This window comes from Halobacterium sp. DL1, from assembly GCA_000230955.3.
Taxonomy (GTDB): domain Archaea; phylum Halobacteriota; class Halobacteria; order Halobacteriales; family Halobacteriaceae; genus Halobacterium.
The window spans coordinates 1103890-1124760 of record CP007060.1; the positions used below are offsets into that span (position 1 = coordinate 1103890).

20 protein-coding genes and 1 tRNA gene are annotated in these 20871 nt (G+C 67.2%); 15 read left to right on the forward strand and 6 right to left on the reverse strand.

Annotation, left to right across the window (positions count from 1 at the left end; genetic code table 11):
* Positions 1 to 79: 79 nt before the first annotated feature.
* Complete coding sequence (ubiA, locus tag HALDL1_07245; protein ID AHG03415.1) at positions 80 to 919, reverse strand: prenyltransferase; 840 nt, start codon at positions 917 to 919, stop codon at positions 80 to 82.
* A gap of 90 nt (positions 920 to 1009) precedes the next feature.
* On the opposite strand from ubiA, the gene HALDL1_07250 reads away from it, so the two are divergent.
* The 6 genes from HALDL1_07250 to HALDL1_07280 all read left to right on the forward strand — a co-directional run bounded on the left by HALDL1_07250 (position 1010) and on the right by HALDL1_07280 (position 7376).
* On the forward strand, positions 1010 to 2761 hold the full coding sequence (locus tag HALDL1_07250; protein ID AHG03416.1) for a multicopper oxidase: 1752 nt from the start codon (positions 1010 to 1012) through the stop codon (positions 2759 to 2761).
* Entirely contained in the window at positions 2749 to 3441 is a 693-nt protein-coding gene (locus HALDL1_07255; protein AHG03417.1) for a multicopper oxidase, read from the forward strand. The genes HALDL1_07250 and HALDL1_07255 overlap by 13 nt, the downstream gene beginning before the upstream one ends.
* Positions 3442 to 3492: 51 nt before the next feature.
* Positions 3493 to 3567, forward strand: a tRNA-Arg gene (locus HALDL1_07260).
* A 387-nt stretch (positions 3568 to 3954) separates the two neighbouring features.
* On the forward strand, positions 3955 to 5337 hold the full coding sequence (locus HALDL1_07265) for a DNA methyltransferase (protein AHG03418.1): 1383 nt from the start codon (positions 3955 to 3957) through the stop codon (positions 5335 to 5337).
* Between the two features lie 132 nt (positions 5338 to 5469).
* On the forward strand, positions 5470 to 5757 hold the full coding sequence (locus tag HALDL1_07275) for a hypothetical protein (protein AHG05225.1): 288 nt from the start codon (positions 5470 to 5472) through the stop codon (positions 5755 to 5757).
* Positions 5754 to 7376, forward strand: coding sequence for a hypothetical protein (locus HALDL1_07280; GenBank protein AHG03419.1), 1623 nt, complete (start codon positions 5754 to 5756; stop codon positions 7374 to 7376). Before HALDL1_07275 ends, HALDL1_07280 begins: the two co-directional genes overlap by 4 nt.
* Before the next feature lie 376 nt (positions 7377 to 7752).
* On the opposite strand, the gene HALDL1_07285 is transcribed toward HALDL1_07280, so the two are convergent.
* The gene (locus tag HALDL1_07285) at positions 7753 to 8928 is read right to left on the reverse strand and encodes an anion permease (GenBank protein AHG03420.1); all 1176 of its coding nucleotides are present in this window, start codon (positions 8926 to 8928) and stop codon (positions 7753 to 7755) included.
* A 105-nt stretch (positions 8929 to 9033) separates the two neighbouring features.
* Between HALDL1_07285 and HALDL1_07290 the strand changes: the two genes are divergently transcribed.
* The 4 genes from HALDL1_07290 to HALDL1_07305 all read left to right on the forward strand — a co-directional run bounded on the left by HALDL1_07290 (position 9034) and on the right by HALDL1_07305 (position 12404).
* On the forward strand, positions 9034 to 9453 hold the full coding sequence (locus HALDL1_07290) for a universal stress protein (protein ID AHG03421.1): 420 nt from the start codon (positions 9034 to 9036) through the stop codon (positions 9451 to 9453).
* A gap of 250 nt (positions 9454 to 9703) precedes the next feature.
* On the forward strand, positions 9704 to 10039 hold the full coding sequence (locus HALDL1_07295) for a hypothetical protein (GenBank protein ID AHG05226.1): 336 nt from the start codon (positions 9704 to 9706) through the stop codon (positions 10037 to 10039).
* Between the two features lie 123 nt (positions 10040 to 10162).
* The gene (locus HALDL1_07300; protein ID AHG03422.1) at positions 10163 to 11944 is read left to right on the forward strand and encodes a propionyl-CoA carboxylase; all 1782 of its coding nucleotides are present in this window, start codon (positions 10163 to 10165) and stop codon (positions 11942 to 11944) included.
* Positions 11945 to 12059: 115 nt separating this feature from the next.
* The gene (locus HALDL1_07305) at positions 12060 to 12404 is read left to right on the forward strand and encodes a hypothetical protein (protein AHG03423.1); all 345 of its coding nucleotides are present in this window, start codon (positions 12060 to 12062) and stop codon (positions 12402 to 12404) included.
* Here the strand turns inward: HALDL1_07305 and HALDL1_07310 are convergent.
* Complete coding sequence (locus HALDL1_07310; GenBank protein ID AHG03424.1) at positions 12385 to 12837, reverse strand: DoxX family protein; 453 nt, start codon at positions 12835 to 12837, stop codon at positions 12385 to 12387. The genes HALDL1_07305 and HALDL1_07310 overlap by 20 nt on opposite strands.
* Before the next feature lie 40 nt (positions 12838 to 12877).
* Positions 12878 to 13342 (reverse strand): molybdenum cofactor biosynthesis protein, encoded by a 465-nt coding sequence (locus HALDL1_07315; protein AHG03425.1) that lies wholly within the window; start codon positions 13340 to 13342, stop codon positions 12878 to 12880.
* A 146-nt stretch (positions 13343 to 13488) separates the two neighbouring features.
* On the opposite strand from HALDL1_07315, the gene HALDL1_07320 reads away from it, so the two are divergent.
* From HALDL1_07320 to HALDL1_07335, 4 genes are all read left to right on the forward strand, one after another.
* Positions 13489 to 13740: a hypothetical protein gene (locus tag HALDL1_07320; protein AHG05227.1), complete on the forward strand. Its 252-nt coding sequence runs from the start codon at positions 13489 to 13491 to the stop codon at positions 13738 to 13740.
* Positions 13741 to 13948: 208 nt separating this feature from the next.
* Positions 13949 to 14809, forward strand: a complete 861-nt coding sequence (locus HALDL1_07325; protein AHG03426.1) for a citryl-CoA lyase — start codon at positions 13949 to 13951, stop codon at positions 14807 to 14809.
* A gap of 72 nt (positions 14810 to 14881) precedes the next feature.
* A complete protein-coding gene (locus tag HALDL1_07330) occupies positions 14882 to 16135 on the forward strand; it encodes a glutamate dehydrogenase (GenBank protein AHG03427.1) in 1254 nt (417 codons plus the stop codon).
* Between the two features lie 202 nt (positions 16136 to 16337).
* Positions 16338 to 17483 carry a hypothetical protein gene (locus HALDL1_07335; protein ID AHG05228.1) on the forward strand — a complete coding sequence of 382 codons (1146 nt, stop codon included), beginning with the start codon at positions 16338 to 16340 and terminating at the stop codon, positions 17481 to 17483.
* A 19-nt stretch (positions 17484 to 17502) separates the two neighbouring features.
* Here the strand turns inward: HALDL1_07335 and HALDL1_07340 are convergent, their stop codons facing one another.
* Both HALDL1_07340 and HALDL1_07345 read right to left on the reverse strand, forming a co-directional pair.
* Entirely contained in the window at positions 17503 to 18645 is a 1143-nt protein-coding gene (locus HALDL1_07340) for an aspartate aminotransferase (GenBank protein AHG03428.1), read from the reverse strand.
* The gene (locus HALDL1_07345; GenBank protein AHG03429.1) at positions 18642 to 19043 is read right to left on the reverse strand and encodes a 6,7-dimethyl-8-ribityllumazine synthase; all 402 of its coding nucleotides are present in this window, start codon (positions 19041 to 19043) and stop codon (positions 18642 to 18644) included. The genes HALDL1_07340 and HALDL1_07345 overlap by 4 nt, the downstream gene beginning before the upstream one ends.
* A 112-nt stretch (positions 19044 to 19155) precedes the next feature.
* Here HALDL1_07345 and HALDL1_07350 point away from each other — a divergent pair, with 112 nt between their 5' ends.
* Positions 19156 to 20838 (forward strand): mannosyltransferase, encoded by a 1683-nt coding sequence (locus tag HALDL1_07350; protein ID AHG03430.1) that lies wholly within the window; start codon positions 19156 to 19158, stop codon positions 20836 to 20838.
* Positions 20839 to 20871: the final 33 nt, after the last annotated feature.

The window sequence follows — 20871 nt, forward strand, 5'->3', positions numbered from 1 at the left end:
GACTCCGGAGTGTTGCTCCCCCTCGCTCATCTGCCATGAAGATACGCCGATTCGCTTATATTCCTTTTGATTATCCGGGTCAGGCTGGCGCGACCCGGCCGACCACGAACGCCACGGCCGCCACGAACGTCCCCGCCTTCAGCAGCTTCTGGCCCCGTTCTGGGTCAGTGAAGCTCTGGTAGGCGGCCAGGAGCATCACGGCGTCCGCGGGCGCGACGGCGACGAGATACCAGACGCCGAACGTGCCGAGCAGGTACGGCAGCGGACTGGCGGCGACGGCGACGACGAGCAACACCGCGCCGAGCAGGAGCGCCCGGCGCTCGCCAACGGCGATGGGGAGTGTGTTCAGGCCCTCCTCGCGGTCGCCCTCGAGGTCCTCGACGTCCTTGATGACCTCTCGAGTGAACGTCGACAGCGCCGCGAGTACCGCCAACACGCCCCCAGCGAGCGGTTCGCCGACCGCGGCGGCGCCGAACAGGAACGTGCTGCCGACGAGGTACGCCACGAGCGCGTTACCCGCTCCCGGAAGCCCCTTGAAGTACTCCGTGTAGGTGACGAGGCCGGCGAGGTTGACCGCGGCGATGCCGAGCGCGAGCGGCGGCAGCAGGACGGAGAGCGCGATAGCGCCGACGAACAGCAGGGCGCTGAACGCGAGGGCACCCCGCGCCGAGACGGCGCCGCGCGGAATCGCCCGCTCCGGGTTGTTGATGCGGTCGATGTCGCGGTCGAAGTAGTCGTTGACCGCCATCCCGGCGGCTGTCGCGAACCACGTCGCGCCGACGGCGGCCGCCGTCGCCATCGGCTGGTCGAACGCGCCGCCGGCGACGAACGCGCCGATGAACGTGAGCGCGCCCGCCGCGACGGTGTTCGTCGGGCGCGTGAGTTCGAGGAGGCCCCGCGCCGTGGCCGCGACTGTCATGGACTCGCCTTGGTCGACCACCCGGCATAAAGGAGGCGATACGCTGGAACGAGCGAAACCGACTTCCCGGTCCGCGCCAACGTAGGGACGATGCCCTCCGGAACGCGGAGCGCGCTTCTCGCGTCCGCCGCCGCCCTCGCACTCCTCACGACTGCGGCCCTCGGTGGAGTGGGTGTCGCCGGGGCCGATGACACCCGCCCTGGCGACCCGAACGTGGCCACTACGTCCGGCGCAGACCTCTCCTCGAACGGCACCGCTTCGTCAGCCGCGAACACGGCTCAGCAGACCAACGAGTCGGTCTGCTCGTTCGACCACCCGTCCTGGCGTGCGCCCCAGTTGCTCGCCGGCGTCCGCATCCAGGGCGAACAGGCGTGCCGGCCCGACGACCCGAACGTCGTCGCGGCGAGCGTCCTCGGCACGAACAACGTCCCGGACACCGTTCTGAAGCGCTCGGGCCTCTCGGAGGACGCCGTCGTCAAGCGCAACGACACCGACGGCGACGGCGACCCCGACGAGATCCACGTCACGCTGGAGGTGATGGGAATCAACGAGCACGACGCCGCCCTCTCCCGCGATATCGCCCCAGGAATCTCCCCTTCCTTCTGGGTGTTCGCGCCGAAGACACAGGGGATGGTCACCGACGGCTCGGCGGCCGCCCGACTCGTCCGGATGCCGAGTCCGCCCATCCGCGTCGAGGCCGGGGACCGCGTGGAGGTCACCCTCGAGAACACCCACTACGTCCCGCACACCATCCACTTCCACGGCGTCAGCCACCCCTTCGAGGTGAACGGGAGCGGCAACGACGGCGTCCCCCAGACGAGCGAGGACCCGGTGCTCCCGGGGAGCGAGCGGACCTACGAGTTCACGCCCGAGCGCCCCGGGACGAACTTCTACCACTGCCACGTCGTCCCGTCCGTCCACGTCAGGATGGGGCTCTCGGGGATGTTCGTCGTCACCGAGAACCGCTCGGACAACCACGTCCAGACGTTCAATATCGGTGGCGGGAAGGTCCGCCACCCCGGCGCGGCGATGGCCGAGCAACACGACGCGGTGTACGACCTCCAGTACCAGGGCGTCGACAGGGAACTCCACGAGATACCGAAGCGCTACGACGACGTCCGGAAGATCGCGAAGGCGACCAACCGCGAGTACGACTCGACGGAGGCCACGATGGACTACTTCCTCCTGAATGGCCGGTCGTTCCCGTACACGCTCCGCGAGTCCGTCGTCGCCGTCGAGGAGAACGCCTCCTACCGCCTCCGCGTGCTGAACGCCGGGAGCCGCACACTCTCGCTGCACACGCACGGCCACAAGTTCGATATCGCCGCCCTCGACGGCGTGCGCGTCCCCGAGGACCAGCAGCGCACCCGCGACGTCGTCGGCCTGACCGCGGCCCAGCGCGCGGACCTCGTGCTCAACACGACCACCGACGGCCGCAACTCCTTCGGGTCGGGCGTCTGGTTCGCACACGACCACCGCGAACCGGCCGTCACGAACGACGGCATCGGCCCGGGTGGTACCATCACCACCATCGCGTACGACGCCTACCTCGGCCCCGACGGCATCCCGGAGACGAACGGGAACCTCTCGCGGTACTTCGACGCCGCGTTCTACGACGGCGAGGTGCCGGTCTGGCAACACCTCGACGCCGAACGCTTCGGCGAACCTCCCGGCAACCTCCACCCGAACGACACCAGGACCACGACGACTGCGCCGACCGACCCGGCGAACCCACCAGCCCAGTCGGGCGGCCTGCCCGACGCCGTCCTCCTGCTCGGCGGACTGCTGGCGGGCGGCCTCCTCGTCGCACTCGGCGTCGTCCTCGGACGGTGGTCGGGATGACCCGGCGCGCGCTCACCGTCGCTGCCGTCGCCGCGCTCGTCGTCAGCGGCTCCCTCGTCGCGAGCGCACTCCCCCCCGCGACGGCCGCGAGCACCGGAGACGGTGGTAGGTACGCCCACCACCCGACACCGGACGGCGACGCCACGCTGGAGACCACGCTCGTCGAGAACGGCAGCGTCGTCAACGCGAACAGCGACACCGCCCCCGGCGCCTGCGAGACCATTCGCGGCGAGCGCCGCGTCACCATCGAGGCGGGCCGCCAGTACGCCGACGCCGGCGAAGCGTTCGGCTACGACCTCGACCGCATCACCGCGCCGCCGTGCACGCGCCTCGTCGTCACCGTCGTCAACCACGACGACGTCCGCCACCAGTGGATGGTCCACGACCTCCCCACCAGCACCTACCCGATGGGGATGTTCACCATCGAGGTCGCCGACGCGGGCAGCGTCACCGCCGCCTTCGTCACCCCCGCGGCGGGCGGCGAGTACGCCGGTCACTGCTCGCTCCCCCAGCACGAACAGAAGGGAATGCGCCTCCCGCTGGTCGTCACCGCCGACTCCGGAACCGAGACGACGCGGCCACCCGGGGACGGTAGCTCGTCCGGGGACGTCCCTGGGTTCGGACTCCTCCCCTCCGTCGCCGCGGCGGCCGTCGCCGCACTGCTCGTGGCCAGGCGGTGACGGGTCCGAATCACGAGGTTTAAAACTGCCCTCCGTCTACAAACTGCTGTCGGGCGCTTAGCTCAGCTTGGACAGAGTACCTGGCTTCGGACCAGGCTGTCGCGGGTTCAAATCCTGCAGCGCCCATACAGTTCTCCCCCGATTCGGGGCTAATCTCAGACGGGCAGTAGCGGCGCGTCCATCCGGCAAAACGGCAGAATCCGGATTCCGAAAACGCCCCTCAAAATCTCATCCCATCCCGTCACGTGACGCGGCCCCTCGCCGTCTGCGAGTCTTCCGCGCCAACACCCTGGGATCGAGGTGGTCGGCGTGACGCTCGAGCGCACCGCCTACGCAGGCCAGGGCCTCGTCCGCGTCACGCTCACCGCGTGCCCCGCACAGAACTGCACGCACGAGTTCAGCTCCCACGAGCCCCGCTGGAAGCACTTCCTCGACGATCACACGCCCGAGGATTTCGGCCTCTCTCCCCAGCTCGTCGCTGACGGTGGCCAGCCTGCGGAGTCCGACCAATCAATCTCCCAGTGGACGCACGACATCCACCAGGGCGACGCTGTCGACACGCTCCAGGAGATGCCGGAGTCCTCGGTGCACTGCGTAGTCACGTCGCCCCCGTACTTCGGCCTGCGGGACTACGGCGTGGACGGCCAGATCGGCCTGGAGGAGTCTCTCGATGAGTACATCCAGCAGCTCCTCGACGTCGCGAGCGAACTCCGACGCGTCCTTCGAGACGACGGGAGTTGGTGGCTGAACCTCGGCGACTCGTTCGCCGGGAGCAACCGCGGCCAGTGGGACTCTGAGGATACCGCGCAGAAAGAGGCGTATACGCCCGATTCGGGCGATCTGCCCGAGCAGGACGCGTCACTGCGTCGGAAGTCGAAGATGCTCGTCCCGCATCGCGTCGCCATCGCCCTCGAGGACCAGGGGTGGCTCGTCCGCTCGGATGCGGTGTGGGCGAAGCCGAACCCGATGCCCCATCCCGTGAAGGATCGGCTCCACGAGCACAAGGAGTTCCTCTTCCACCTCACGCCCGAGCCCGACTACTGGTTCGACCTCGATTCGATTCGAGAGCCACACAAGGAATCATCTCTCCGGCGCCGCGAGCGCCACGACTTCAACGATTCCGGGACCAACGCCGACGCTTACCCAGGCGAAGAGAACGACGAGTACATCGGCACTGAGCCGGAGGACGCACTCCACCCGAACGGGAAGAATCCCGGCGACATCCTCGAAATCTCCGTGAAGGCGTTCCCCGAGGCGCACTTCGCGGTCTATCCGCCTGAACTCTGCGAGACCCCCATCAAGTCGACTTGTCCGCCGAGGGTCTGCGCGGAGTGCGGGACGCCCTACGAGCGAATCGTCGAGGACGTGCCGGTTTGGGAACGCGACCCCGATAGCGTAGAGCGCGAGCAGCTCCAGCGCGCCCTCGAGCGCTATGAGAACTCGGACCTAACTGAGGAGCACCTGCAAGCAGTTCGCGCAAAGGGGTTCTCGGACGCGGCTGCCGGGAAAGAGCAGACCGGTGCCGGCCGAAACACCGCGGACGTCGAGGCACTCGCCGAGGAGGCGAAGGACGTCCTCGGCGGCTACTTCCGCGAGTTCACGATGACCGCCCACGAGACTGACGGCTGGCAGCAAGCCTGTCACTGCCCGACCGTTGGTGGCTACACGGAGCCGGGCATCGTGCTCGATCCGTTCGCGGGCGCCGGCACCACCGCACTCGTCGCGAAGCAGTTCGGCCGCCGGTTCGTCGGTATCGACCTGAACCCGGACTACGTCGCGATGGCGCAGAAGCGCGTTGGCGTCACTATTGACGAGCCCGAACGCCTCGATCTCCTCGAGGACGAGGAAACGAGCCTCGCGGCCTACGCCGACGGGGGTGGTCTCAGTGGCGAGTGACAGTCGTGATGGATACGACTGTGGAAACCTGCGCTCGGACTACGCGGTGGCCTTCCTCACCGGTCGGGAACTCCAGAACCTCGACGCCGACCCCGTGCTCGACCGCGCCGACTACTGGCGGGGTGACGCCTGATGCTCGACGAGCCGCGGCCGCTGTCCGTCAGCGTCTCCGAGCACGCCCGAGAGCGATTCCTCCACCGCGCCGACTCGCTCCACATCACTCCCACCATCGAGGCCGCCTGGCGGCAAGCCCACCCCATCAGCGGCGACGGGTGGCTCGACGGTGAGGCCGCGCGCTACGACCCGACGAACCGCCTCGTCTTCCCCGTCCGCGACGGCATCATCCGGACCGCGATCTACGCGCCGTCAGCGAAGCAAGCAATCCGAGAGGCCGTCCGAGCCGCGGGGTGGCGGCCGTGAAGCGGATTCGAACCGCCCCCCACGAGTTCGACGCCAACCTGCTGTTCAACGAGGACGGCCTCGACCCGTTCTTCGCCCTCGACAGTCAGCGCAAAGCCGGCGGTGGGAGCAAGACCGGGCGCTTCGAACACGACGGCGAGAAGTGGCTCGCCCGCCTCTCCTACCAAGATTCGAACATCGTCGACCCGGGCGAGAAGACGCCCCAGGGGACGTGCTTCGCGATCGAGGAGATCAAAGAGATGCGCCTGAAGGTCTCTCGCTGCGGCAAGGAGGATACCGTCGGCCAGCAACAGTTCGTCGCCCACGTCACTCCGCGCTGGCACGGGATGCAGGGCGAGAAGGCGAACGGCGAACGCGTCGAGATACCCGTTCCCGACGGCTTCCACGAGGGCGTGAACGTCCGCGTCCAGGGCGCGAACATCGAGTTCGAGCGCTACCTCGTTCTCCTCCAGCTGGCCGCCGACGCCGTCGACGTCAACAGCTACTACTTCGACGACGTCCACCCCTATTCGAACATTCAGGACGCCGAGCGCTACGTCCGCCTCCACAAGGATTCCAGCGGCCCGGTACACGCCCGCGATGGCCCGCTCGTCGGCCTCGCGCACGTCCTCGAGTCCGACCGGGACGGCTACCGGAAGCTCGTGCAGAACGACACCGACGGCCACGGCAACACGCTCCCCGGCTACTACCACACGGTCACGCTCGACGCGCACCGCGTCGGCGAAGCCTGGCCCGCGCACGATCTCCCGAAAGAGATCAAGCACTACTACGCGCGGGAAGCCTACCAGGCCGACCCCGACGACCCGCTCGCGCACCCGAAACTGGGGGCGTCCTATCAGGTCTCCCGGTGGAACGATACCCTCCGCTGGAGCGACCTCGAGCGCCTGAACCGCGAACTCGAGGAAGCCATCCACTCCGTGCTCGCGAACGCCGGCCTCGACACCAGCCCCCAGCACGGTAACGGTGGGTTCGTCGAGGACGCCTACTTCGACGCCAGCCTCCACGAGCCCGCGACCGAGCCGACCACGCTCGAACTCGCGAGCATCAAACAGGAGCAGAAGAACGTCGTGATCGAGTACCTGAGCGACGGGCTGTCCGACGTCCAACTCGAGAGCCTCGAGACGCTCGCCACCGACGGCGGGCAGATCTCCCCGCAGCGCATCGCCGACGACCACGATCGCCACGTGGGGAGCGTCCGTCGCGCCCTTCGCGGCATCGAGGACCTCGTGGACCGCGGCTACGGGGAGGTCGGCCTCCGCTCGGACTTCATCGGTGAGATGGTCTATCAGGCGATCGCCGACGCTCGCGACGCTGTGAAGAACGCCGCGAAGACCGTCGTCGACGCCAGCCGCGCCGACCGCGTGAGCAAAGCGTGGGCGAAGTTCGAAGCCTTCTGCGACCGCTACGGCATCGACTTCCGGCGCCGCGACGACGACTCGACGCTCGATCTCGGGACGATCGACCCCGACGATGACCCCGATCCGCAGTACCTCGTTCGTCGCGCCTACCAGCTCTGGCAGGATGCCGACCAGGACCCCGCGCGGTTCCGCTCGGCCACCGTCGCCTACCGGCGCCCGTACGGCGCCGCCAGCAACGCCGTCGCCTTCCGCTTCCTGTAGCGGGCGACGGCCGAGTGGCGACACTATCCTCACCACCTCGTTACGCAACCCTACTTTCACAGCGAACCGCGTAGTGCAAACAGGGTTGTTCTCCCGTGCGTGCCCACTGCGTAGCGGCAGCGCCGCTGGTCGAGCCTCGAGCGCGAATCCAACCCGGGGGGTTAGATTCTGCGTTAGGGGTGTGGCTAAGGCCACCAATCCAAAACACTCCCCACCGCACACTCAACCTCCACCGGAAGCAACCGCAGGGCGCAGGGTGTTGATTTCGAACGTCCCACCCACGAATTAGGCGGTGAGCAGATTTGCATATTGAGTACCGGCGAACGAGCCCTTGGTATCTTGAGACGCCACCAATGAGCGACACCTCCCATAGCTGTCAGGCGGTTCCTGCAATCGGGAGCACCAGGAACGCCAGGTAGGAGAGCGCCGTCGCGATAGAGGGGCCGATAATCCAGAACGCGACGAACCGAACGACTGACGAGGGATCGAACAACTGCTGGGCGTCCTGGACGTTCCGGGGGTCTTCTTCGCCAACCGGATCGACTTCGTCACCCGTCTCGGCGGTGATTGCATCCACCGAAATATCGGTTTTGACGTCCCCACGAGCGAGGTCGACAGCCCCTGTCGGACGGGTCGCTCGCCCCCAGCCCAAACCGACGATGCACATGACTGTCGAGAGGGCGAGGCTCATCGGGATGCCGAGGGCCGAGGCCACTGTCGTAATGCTCGCAGCAACAACCATCACGATAGTCGCGGCCAGTAATGGCAGATCGGTGAGGTCGTTTCCGACAGACTCCATCGTCCGCCGTGCGATGGTAAATGCACCAACCCCGATTGCGACAGTCGCGAGGATGACGGCGTTCCCCGTGCCGATCAATCCACCACCGACGAGTGGTGCAACCGCATTTGCGACGTTACTCGCACCAGCACTGAACGACATGTAACAGGCGATGGCGAGCACCACGACGGTGCTGACTGCTTCACGAGGGGTGGTTCCAGGCCCCAGTTCCGGCGTCGGGAGGATTCCCGACCGGTCGAGCGTGAAGAGTGGGCCACTGGATTGCTCAAGGGCGAACTTTTGATCGAGATAGGAGTAGAGATACCGACCGATGATCACACCGAACCAGAATCCGAGGACTGGTGCGATGGCCCACCAGACCATGATCGAGCCGAGGACGCCATAATCGAGTTCTCCAGTTGCGAGTCCGAGACCGGCAATCGCCCCGACCGCTGTCATCGAGGTCGAAACGGGAACACCGTAGAGGTTGGCGAGCAGCATTCCGAGTCCGATGAACCCCAGGACGACGATGCTCGCTTCCGTAGAGAAAATCGTCTGTGGGACGAGGTCGCCACCGAGTGTCGCGATGACGTTGCGTCCGACTGTCCAGCCACCGAGGAAGACGAACACCGTCATCAGGGCGGCTGCGCCGGTCTTGCTCGTGATGCGTGCGCCAACGGGCGGCCCCCACGCGACGCCCGTCGATGAGCCTCCGATATTGAACCCGACGAAGACCGCAGCGACAAGTGCGACCAGTAATAGGAGCGAAACCATGTGATAACTTTGTGGTGACGTGCGCGTATCTGTTACGGTTCCACGGAGCGGGTCACCCTCAATGATCGAGGGGTGGTTTATGCTTCTGACTGCTGTAGAACACGTATGATTTCCCGCGTTCTCGTTCCGATGGACGATTCGGAGATGGCTGAACACGCGCTTGAATACGCGCTGAAAGCGCATCCCGATGCGGAGATTACGGTCTTACACATTGTCGGTGAACCCTCACCGATGATGGGGAAAGCGATGGGGCTTGCACTCGAAGACGATCTTGAGGAGGCAGCGGATGAGCATGCATCACAAGTACTTGAGCGAGCGCGTGAGATCGCACAAACGCATGAAAGAGAGATTAAGACGGACGTAGCGTGGGGGAGTCCAGCGAAAGCGATTATCAATCGAGCAGCCGAATTCGAGACCGTTGTGGTTGGGAGCCACGGTGGATCGCTTGCGGAACGATTAATCGTTGGGAACGTTGCTCAGAAGGTGTTCCGTCGCTCACCGGTGCCCGTAACTGTTGTTCGATGAAGTGCCTGTACTTAGCAGCAGTTTTCCACAGAATCACGGGGAACCGCGTCATGGCTTCCTCGCTCATGGGTAGACCGGCGGGGCCTGCCCCCTTAGCCGTTGGGCCGATGCGCGCGAAGTACGCAGTGGCTTACCGAAACGGTAAGTACCGATTATAGACTGCTCGGGGCGTAAAACGTACGAAACCGACTCGGCCCCTTATCCTCGCAGAGCCAGTAGGCCCTGGTACCCCACGCGGGGTAGATTCCAGATGGTACAAACGAAAACACTCGCGGTAATCGGCGTCGTCCTGCTCGTCGGCTTCGCAGGCTGCGGCGGGACAGACACGGAAGCACCGGGCAACGAGACAGACGGCGTGGAAGGCGGCGACACCGGCGGCGTTGCCGACGAGGACACGACCGCTATGGAAGACACAACGACTGAGGAGGAGACGACGACAACGATGGAGGAGACGACAACGTCGGAGGAGACCACGACGACGACGGCGATGAATGAGACGACCACGACGACGACCGCGGGCAACGCGACCACGACGACGACCGCGGGCAACGCGACCACGACCACGACTACGACCACCGCGTCGTAGTCCGCTATTCGACCGCTCCGATTCCGTACCGACTGCGGTTTTTTCGCGTAGACGCCTGTAGGTCGCTCTCACAGCCCGGGCGAAAGGGAAAGTTGTTTGCAACCGCCCGGTGGATGCCGAACCATGAAGGTACGCATCGGTGGCGGCGCGACCGAGTCCGAGGCGGAAGCGGTCGCCGCGGCGCTCGCCGAGCACGTCCGCGACGACGTCGAGGTGTACCTCGGCGACGCCGACGAGCCGGCAGCAGTCCACGAGGCGCCCGAGGTCCCCGACGACGAACCCGAGCCCGAACTCGGCCCGACGGAGCGCGAGGCGCAACTCCGCGAGGAGATCGCGGACATCCTCGAGGGCGGTCCGAAGAAGTACCGCGACCGCCTCCCGGACCAGGACAAACTCTTCGTGCGCGACAGGCTCGACCTCTGGTTCGGAGCAGAGGACGGCGAGAGCGGAGGCGAGGGGGAGGACACGCTCCTCTTCGAGGACGGGAAGTTCGCGAACTTCGACGCGTGGCACCCCGACAGCCCCGAGGTCGAGGAGAGCGACGAGAACAACCGCCTCCCCGCGGACGGCCTCATCACCGCCGCCGCGGAGTTCGACGGCCGCGACGTCCACTTCATGGCCAACGACTTCACCGTGAAGGCGGGGTCGATGGCCGAGCGCGGCGTCGAGAAGTTCCTCCGGATGCAGCAGCGCGCGCTCAAGACCGGCAAGCCGGTGTTCTACCTGATGGACTCCTCCGGGGGTCGCATCGACCAGCAGAGCGGCTTCTTCGCGAACCGCGAGGGCATCGGGAAGTACTACTTCAACCACTCGCGGCTCTCCGGGCGCGTCCCCCAGATCTGCGTGCTCTACGGGCCCTGTATCGCCGGCGCCGCGTACACGCCGGTGTTCGCGGACTTCACCGTGATGGTCGAGGGGATGTCCGCGATGGCCATCGCCAGCCCCCGGATGGTGAAGATGGTGACCGGCGAGGAGATCGAGATGCAGGACCTCGGCGGCCCCGACGTCCACGCCCGCGAGTCCGGGAGCGCGGACCTCGTGGCGCGCGACGAGGAGCACGCCCGAGAACTCGTCTCGAACCTCGTCCAGTACCTCCCGGACAACAGCGACGAGAAGCCGCCGAGCCAGCCCGCGCAACCCCCGGCGAAGTCGCCCGAGGGCATCGACGGCCTGATTCCCGAGTCCCCGAACCGCGCCTACGACATGCACGACCTCATCGACCGCGTGGTCGACCGGGACTCCTTCTTCGAACTCAAACCCGAGTACGGCAAGGAGATTCTCACAGGCTACGGGCGCATCGACGGCCGGACAGTCGGCATCGTCGCCAACCAGCCGACCCAGCGCGCGGGCGCCATCTTCCCGGACGCCGCCGAGAAGGCCGCGGAGTTCGTCTGGAAGTCCGACGCCTACAACATCCCGATGCTCTACCTCTGTGACACGCCCGGGTTCATGGCGGGCAGCCAGGTCGAGAAGGACGCCATCCTCGAGAAGGGCAAGAAGATGATCTACGCCACCAGCGAGGCCACCGTCCCGAAGCAGTCAGTCGTCGTCCGGAAGGCGTACGGCGCGGGCATCTACGCCATGTCGGGCCCGGCATACGACCCCGAGTCCGTCCTCGCACTCCCTTCGGGCGAGATTGGTATCATGGGTCCCGAGGCGGCCATCAACGCCGTCTACGCGAACAAGCTGAACGCCATCGACGACCCCGAAGAGCGCGCGGAGCGCGAGAAGGAACTCCGCGAGGAGTACCGCGAGGACATCGACGTCCACCGGATGGCCAGCGAGACGGTCATCGACGAGATCGTCCCGCCCTCCGAGCTCCGCACGGAACTGGCCAGACGCTTCGAGTTCTACGAGGACGTCGAGAAGGACCGGCCCTCGAAGAAGCACGGTACCATCCTCTGAGGCGGCCCGCTCCGGGCCTCAGACTGTTGTCGACTTCGCTCGAGTCTCCGCGTAGGAGCCGCTTACGGCCGATAGCTGGCTGGTAACAATCCACCGCGTCGGCGTCTTCGACGGTGTGGCTTCCAGCAACAGGACTGCCCATCGACCGTCGTTCGACCTCTCCTCGACGGAGTCCCGGCTCTGGCTCCTGGCCCTCGGCGCGCTCCTCGGCGACCTCGTCCTCACCTACTACGGCATCGCTCACGCCGGCCTGAACGAGGGTAATCCGCTGGCCGCGACCGTGCTCGCGGGCCACGGCTACGCCGGCCTCGCCGCGATGAAGGTCGCCGCCTTCTCCATCGCCGCCGCCGGAAGACACGTCGTCCCGCCCGCCTACCGCTGGATTGCGCCGGTCTGCCTCGCCGCGCCGTGGCTGCTCGCCGTCGCCGTGAACACCGCGCTCATTCTCGGGACGCTGTAGAGCGCTCCGGCCGCATCGCCGCCACGAACACCGCCCACGCGAGGCCCGCAAGACCCACGTCCCGGGCGACGATGTCTCCGAACTGGCCGGTGGTCACCCAGACGACGGCCAGGTAGCCCAGCGTCGCGGTGAGCGAGACGGCCGCGACCAGCGACGCGAACGCGGTCGCACGGTCGTCGAGCAGGAGGGCGCCGAACAGCAGCTCGAGGTAGCCGTTGACCACCATGAACGTGACCGGCGAGACGACGAGCCAGGCCGCGAGCCAGTCGGTGACGTACACCGCCCACGCGCCGGGGTCGAGCAGTTTGTGCGCGCCCGCCGCCACCAGCATCGCGCCGAGTGCCCAGCGCGCGAGCGTCGCGGGGTCCGGCGAACGCACCGCGAGCGACACGACTCGGCCGTGAAGCCGTCCCGCACTCCGCAATGGATTCATACCTGTCACGAGGGCCTCTCGGGGGAAAGGTCTGGTTGCGCTACGCCGCGTTCTCGCGCTTCAGGGAGAGCACCGTGCGTTCGAACTCGCAGACGAGCGGTTCGTCCTCGCGGTTCACTGCGAACACCTCGACGCGCATCGTGACGACGCCGCGCTCGCCGTCGCTGGTCTCGCGCTTGTCCGTGACCGTCGACTGCACGCGGACGGTGTCGCCGTGGAAGACGGGGTTCGGGTGTTCGACGTCGTCGTAGGAGAGGTTGGCGACGATGGTGCCGTCCGTCGTCTCGGGGATGGTGATGCCGACGGCGAGGCTCATCGTGTAGAGGCCGTTGACGAGGCGCTCGCCGAACTGGGTGTCTTCGGCGAACGCGGCGTCGAGGTGCAGCGGCTGCTGGTTCATCGTCGTGTCGCAGAACTGCTGGTTGTCGGCCTCCGAGATGGTGCGCCGCCTGTCGTGTTCGATGGTCTCGCCCACCTCGAACTCCTCGTAGTACAGCCCGGGCATACGGGAGGCGTCGTAACGGCAGGCCAAAACGACTCCGGTACTCGAGCCCGCAGACCGACAGCTCCGGGCTGACCGACCAGACGGACGGAAGATTGAGTGAGTGCGAGGCGAGTGCTTATCACGCAGCTAGGGCGAACCACAGTCCGATGACCGACTGGGAGCGCGTGAGAGCGGAGCTCCGCGAGGTGGGCTACCAGGGATTCGAGTACGACACCGGGCGAACGGCTGTGCCGGGGTTGAACGGGGAGTGGGTGGTCGGTGAGGTCCCCCGCGAGCGTGGCCAGAAGCGGGAGAACCAGTCACTCCTGTTGCGGATTCTCGACGCCCTCCCGGGCAGCGGCGGCGCCGTGACCACCGACTCGGAAGCCGCCCCGCACCCCCTCCGGCAGATCGCGTAAAGTGAGGGGCTGGACGTCGTGGTCGTCAGCGTGGACGAGGAGACGGTGCAGATCGCGCTCTGCGACCCACGCGAGCAGGATTCCCGCCCGTAGGTCACGTTCCACACTCGATGGCTATCGTGCGCTCCTGTGCCGAGCCGGGACCGAGTGCTGATAGCGGCGGCAGCGACTGGTAAAGCTACAAGGGCGCGGGAAGCGGGCTTCGAGTATGGTCAGACGAAGCGTGCTGTTCTCGCCGGGGGACCGTCCGGAGATGCTGCGGAAGGCGCCCGGGACTGGCGCCGACGTGGTGGTGTTCGACCTCGAGGACGCAGTCGCGCCGGGGCGCAAGGACGAGGCCCGCGAGGCCGTCCGCGCGGTGCTCGTCGACCCCGCGTTCGACCCGGATTGCGAGGTCTGCGTGCGCGTCAACCCCGTCGGAGCGGGCGCGGGCGACGACGTCGAGGCGGTGTTCGCGAGGGACGCCGGCGCCGACGCCGTGATGCTGCCGAAGGCCGCTGCAGCGGACGACGCGACGACGCTCGCCCGCTTGCTCGACGAGCACGACAGCGACCCGCCCGTGCTGGCGCTCGTCGAATCGGCCCGAGGGGTGCTGAACGCAGCGGAGATAGCGGCCGCGAACCCGACGGACGCGCTGGTGTTCGGCGCGGAGGACCTCTCGGCGGACGTGGGCGCGACCCGGACCGACGAGGGGACGGAGGTGCTCTACGCGCGCGAACACGTCGTGCTCGCGGCAAGCGCTGCCGGCGTGGACGCCATCGACACAGTGTACACGGACATCGAGGACACCGAAGGACTGGCCGAGGAGACGCGGTTCGCCGCCGGCCTCGGCTTCGACGGGAAGATGGCGATTCACCCCGGCCAGGTCGCTCCGATCAACGACGCGTTCACACCCGACCCGGCGGACGTCGAGTGGGCAGACCGCGTGCTCGAAGCCAAGCGCGAGGCCGACGCCGAGGACCGTGGCGTGTTCCGAGTGAACGGCGAGATGGTCGACGCGCCCCTCGTCGCGCAGGCAGAACGCGTCATGGAACGGGCGCGAGCGGCAGGCAGTTCCGACGAGTCCTAAAATGCCTTAAATTGAATATTACCAATGGGGATTCCGCCACGCTTTTGCTGACCCCAGAAGTCGATTCACACGATGACAGAGACCAACCCGTTCGAGAGTCTGCAGGAGCAACTCGACGACGCGAGCGAGTTCCTGGACGTCGAGGAGGACGTCCTGGAGCGCCTGAAACGGCCCGAACGCGTGCTGGAGACGACGCTCTCGGTGGAGATGGACGACGGCAACATCGAGACGTTCAAAGCGTTCCGCTCGCAGTTCAACGGCGACCGGGGCCCGTACAAGGGTGGTATCCGCTACCACCCGGGCGTCTCCCGCGACGAAGTGAAGGCGCTCTCGGGCTGGATGGTGTACAAGACGGCGGTCGTCGACATCCCGTACGGCGGCGGGAAGGGCGGCATCGTCATCGAACCCGACGACTACAGCGAGAGCGAGCTCGAACGTATCACGCGAGCGTTCGCGAAGGAACTGCGCCCGTTCATCGGCGTGGACAAGGACATTCCGGCGCCCGACGTCAATACGGGCCAGCGCGAGATGAACTGGATCAAAGACACCTACGAGACCCTCGAGAACACCACCGAACCCGGCGTCATCACCGGGAAGTCCCCGAAGAACGGCGGGAGCCTGGGTCGCGTCGAGGCCACGGGCCGTTCGACGATGTTCGCCGCCCGCGAGATCTTCGACTACCTCGACCGCGACATCGAGGGCGCCTCGGTCGCCGTGCAGGGCTACGGCAACGCCGGCTGGATTGCCGCCAAACTCATCGAGGACCTCGGCGGGAACGTCGTTGCCGTCTCCGACTCCTCGGGCGCCATCCACAACGCGGACGGGCTCGACACCCGCGCTGTCAAGGAGTTCAAGCGTGAGACCGGCAGCGTCTCCGGCTACGACGCCGCCACAGAGGAGTTCACGAACGAGGACCTGCTCACCCTCGACGTCGACCTCCTGGTGCCCGCCGCGCTGGAGAACGCCATCGACGGCGACCTCGCCCACGACGTCCAGGCCGACGTCGTCGTCGAAGCCGCCAACGGCCCGCTCACGCCGGACGCGGACGACGTGCTCACGGAGCGCGACGTCCACGTCGTCCCGGACATCCTCGCGAACGCGGGCGGCGTCACCGTCTCGTACTTCGAGTGGGTGCAGAACCGCCAGCGCTTCCAGTGGACCGAGGAGCGCGTCAACGAGGAACTCGAGGCCATCATCACGGACGCCTTCGACGCGATGACCGACGCCTACGAGGACAACGAGCTGTCGAATTTCCGCACCGCAGCCTACGTCGTCTCCATCCAGCGTGTCGCCGACTCCTTCGAGGAGAGCGGTAGCTGGCCGTAACGCGGGCACCGAACACGCTCTCGAACGCACGCGGCGGCGCCGACGCCGCCGTAGGCTGGTTCTTCTGTGGTTATCCCGACGCGACCGGCGCCCAAATTCGGGCAAACTGGCAGTAACGTCGGTCTATCGCCCGAATTCTGGCGGTTGTATCCTGTCTGGATGGCTATGTGTGATATAACAATCACTGGTGGAGCCCCTCCCAGTGAGCATGAGTGGGCAGTCTTCTGGCGGAGTCACTGTAGTCGAAGACGGGAAGTACACGGTCCGAGCGTACGAATCTCGAGACCTCGATGGCGTCCACGCGCTCTCGGAGCTGGTTTGGGGGAGCGACCGGAGCGTCGAGTGGCTCGCGTACCGCTACGAGACCAACCCGTACCGCGACGGCCCACCGATGGTCGTCGCCGAGACGGACGGCCACGTGGTCGGTGCCCGGCCGTTCGTCCCGCTGCCGATGCGGGTCGGGCACACCGACGTCACCGCCGTCTACCTCGGCAACCTGATGGTTCACCCCGAGCACCGGCGCCAGGGGCTGTTCACGCGGATGACCGAACTCGCGACAGAGCTGTACGCCGACACCGACAGCGACTTCTTCTTCAACTTCGCGAACGAGCGTTCGGCGCCCGGCTACCGGAAACTCGACTTCGAGGCGGTCGCGACCGGGCCAGAGAAGCAGTTCCGCGTCCAGAATCCCGGGCAGGTCGTCCGGGACCGGATGCGGCTTCCCGCCGGGCGCTACCTCGGGGTGGCCGCCGACGCCGCGATGGACTCCTACCTCTCGCTCCGGCGGCGCGGCCCCACCCGGGCGGGGTACGAGGTCGAGCGGCTGTCGGGCATCCCCGCCGAACTGGTGGCCGAGCTGTACGAGGCCGACCACCCGACCGCATTGCACACGCGTCGCGAGGAGACGTTCTACCGCTGGCTGGCCAACGGGCCATACTGGGAGTACGAGACCTACGTCGCGTCGAGCGACGGCACCCCGGCCGCCGCCGTCGTCGTGCGGCGGCGTTCCCTGCGCCGGGACGGCGACGTCTGGCTGGTCGACGCGGTGCCCCCGAACTCCGGCGAGCACCGGGCGGCGTTCAGGGCGGTGCTGGACTCGGTGCTGGCAGACCACCGGGAGGCCCGTGTCATCTCCGTGCTCGGTCCAGTCGTCCACGAGCAACTGTTCTCCGAGGAGACGCTACGGGAGTACGGGTTCCTCTCCTCGACGCATCCGCTGCTGTCGAGGCTCGTGGGTAGAGACGACACGATGTTCTTCCACTCACTCGGCGGCCACACCGAGGGGGTCCCTACTGTCGGTGGCGTCGACTTGCGAAACCCGGAGAACTGGGCGCTGCGAGTGAGCTAGGTGAAGACCGGCTGTCTCGCTACAGGTAGCCCGCGTCGGCGAGTCGCTCGACGGCCTCCTCGAGTCGTTCGGTGCTCGCGGCGTAGGATAGTCGCGCGTAGCCCGGTGCGCCGAACGCGCTGCCGGGGACGGTGGCGACGTGGGCGTCCTTCAGCGCGTCCTGGCACCACTGTTGGTCGTTCTCGTCCACGGGAAGCATCAGGTAGAACGCGCCGTCCGGCGTGGAGACGTCCTTCCCGTGTTCCTCGAAGAGGTCCAGGAGGCGGTCCCGGCGCGATTCGAAGGCGTCGACCATCTCGTCGATGGCGTCGTCGGTGTTCTCGAGGGCTTCGACGCCGGCGTGCTGGACGAAGTTCGTCGCCGAGGAGACGGAGTGCGACTGGACCTTTCCGGCCTGGGAAATCACGTCCTCGGGCGCCGCGAGGTAGCCGAGGCGCCAGCCGGTCATCGAGTACGCCTTCGAGAAGCCGTTGATGGTGACCGTGCGCTCGAACATCCCGTCGAGGCCCGCGAGGCTGACGTGCTCCTCGCCGTAGTTGATGTGCTGGTAGATCTCGTCGGAGACGACGGTGACGTCGTGGTCGACGGCGAGGTCCCGGACGCCCTCCATGGCGGCCCGCGAGTAGACCGCACCGGTCGGGTTGCTCGGCGAGTTCACGACGAGCAGGTCGGTGTCGTCCGAGACCGCCTCGGAGAGGTCGTCGAGGGCGGGTTCAAGCTGGAAGTCGTGGGGCGCGAGGTCGACGCGGTTCAGCTCCGCGCCAGCGAGTTTCGCCATCGCCTCGTAGGACACCCACGCGGGGTCTAGCAGGACGACCTCGCTGCCCTCCTGGACGAGCGTCTGGAACGTCTCGAAGAGGGCCTGTTTGGCGCCCGGCGTGACGATGACGTTGTCAGCCTCGTAGTCGAGGCCGTCCTCGCGGAGCTCCGCGGCGATGCCCTCGCGGAGCGCCGGGATGCCGTTGGACGGGGCGTAGCCGGTCTCTCCGGCGTCCATCGCGGCCTTCCCAGCCTCGGTGACGTTCTCCGGCGTGGCGAAGTCCGGTTCGCCCACCGAGAGGTCGACGACGTCCACGCCGTCGGCCGCCAGCTCGCTCGCGAGGTTGCTCACGGCGAGCGTCGCGCTCGGTTCCACCCTGGTGACGCGGTCGGTGAAGTTCACAGTGCCTCCGCGAGGTGTACTGCGCCGTCTATCGCTTCCGCGCCCTTCGCGACGCGCTCGTGGGCCTCGGCACCGGACATTCCGGGGCCGGAGACGCCGAGCGTGACCGGGGTGTCGCGGTCGAGGCTCACGTCGGTGAGCTTCTGGGCGGTTGCGTGACCGATGACCTGGTCGTGGTCCGTGTCACCGGTGACGATCGCGCCCAGCACGGCGACCGCGTCGACCCGGTCGCGTCGAGCGAGTCGGTCGGCAGCCAGCGGCGCGTCGTAGACGCCCGGGACGCGGACCGTCTCGACGACCTCCGCGCCGGCGCCGTCGGCCGCGTCCTGGGCGGCAGACTCCATCTGTTCGGTGACGCTGCGGTTGAACTCCGCAACGACGAGACCGAGACGTACCATGGGCGTTGGGTCGCCCGGAGCGGATAAAGGCCTACCGTTCTCGGGGAACGTTCGGGCGTCGACGGACACGGAAAGCTTGTATGTACCCCGTTCCGTTGAGCGTACACGAAGCATGGTTTCCGTGACCGGCCGCCGTCGCCGCAGGGTCGTCGTCGCCGTCGCCGCAGCCACACTACTCGCCCTCCTCGTGCGGTTCGCCTTCCTCGGTGACCGCGTCTTCCACTGGGACGAGGGGCGGGTCGGCTACTGGATTCTCCAGTACCAGGCCACCGGCGAGTGGGAGTACCGCGCAATCGTCCACGGCCCGTTCCTCTTCCACGTCAACGAGTTCCTCTTCGGCGTGTTCGGCCGCTCGGACGCCGTCGCCCGAGGCGTCGTCGCGCTCGTCGGCGGTCTCTTCCCGCTGACGGCGTTGCTGTTCCGCACGCGCCTCGACGACATCGAGACCGTGGCGCTGGCGGGCCTGTTCGCGCTGAACCCGGTGCTCGTCTACTACTCGCGGTTCATGCGCAACGACGTGCTCGTCGCGGCGTTCGCCGTCACCGCGTTCGGACTCGTCGTCCGCGCGGTCGACACCCGGAGTGGCGGCTCGCTCGTCGCCGCCGGCGCCTTCCTCGGACTCGCGTTCACCACGAAGGAGAACGCCCTCGTCTACCTCGGGATGTTCGTCGGGGCGACCGCGCTGTTGTTCGACGCGCGCCTGTTCACCGCCCGCGAGCGCGGCGAGACGTGGGAGTCGGTCGCCCACGACTACGTTCGCCACGCGGGTCGTGGGCTGTTCGCGTGGCGGCGAGCGCTCGTCGGGGCGCTCCTCGCCTTCCTCGCCGTCGTCGTGGTCTTCTACGCGCCTCGGCCCGCGTTCTACGAGGCGTTCGGCGACCCCACCCGCCTCCCCGGCGTGCTGGCGGCCGGCACGCTGGGCGCCTGGGAGCAGTTCTGGGGCACGTGGGGAACCAGCGGCGTCTCCCGGGACCACAGCTACATCGACTTCCTCGAACACGCCGTGCGGACCATCGGCAGCACCTCGCTGATGCTGACCGGCGCGGCCGTGTTCGGCTTCCTCGCCGAGCGGTACGTCGCCGACGAGCCCCGGGACCTCGTGCTGTTCGCCGGCTACTGGGCGGCGGCGAGCCTCCTCGTCTACCCCGCCGTCACGGACATCTCGGGCCACTGGTCGGTGACCCACGCCATCGTCCCGATGGCGATTCCCGCGGCAGTGGGCTTCCGCATCGTCGCCAGACTGGGGCTGTCGGCGCTCCAGTCGAGGGACCGAGTCGGCGTCGGCCTGGCGGCGCTCGTCCTCGTCGCGGCCGTCGCCCAGATGGGCGTCGTCACCGCCGAGACGTCGTACCTGATGCCCCAGGACGACGACAACGACCTGGTGCAGTTCGGTCAGCCGGCTAGCGAGATGGGTGAGACGCTGGCGACCGTCGAATCCGTCGCCGAGTCGTACGACGACGGGACGGACGTGCTCTTCTACGGCGGCCACTTCCACGTGCGCGGCGAGTACGACGAGACGTCGCCGGGGAGCGTCGGCGGGACGAACTGGTTCAACCGCCTCCCGCTGAACTGGTATCTCGAACGGGCCGACGCACAGACCGACTCGACGCTAGTCGCGTCGGCGGCCCAGCAGACCGACGCACCGGTGGTCATCGCACGAGCCAGCCACTACGACGACCTGGCGCCGACGCTCTCCGAACGCGGCTACACGAGCTGGACGTACGAGCTCACCTCGACGAACACGCTGTTCGTCGTGTTCGTCGACGAGGACGCGCCGGGATACACACGTTCGTGACCACTCGACCGTCGCGTTCGGCAATTCTTATGC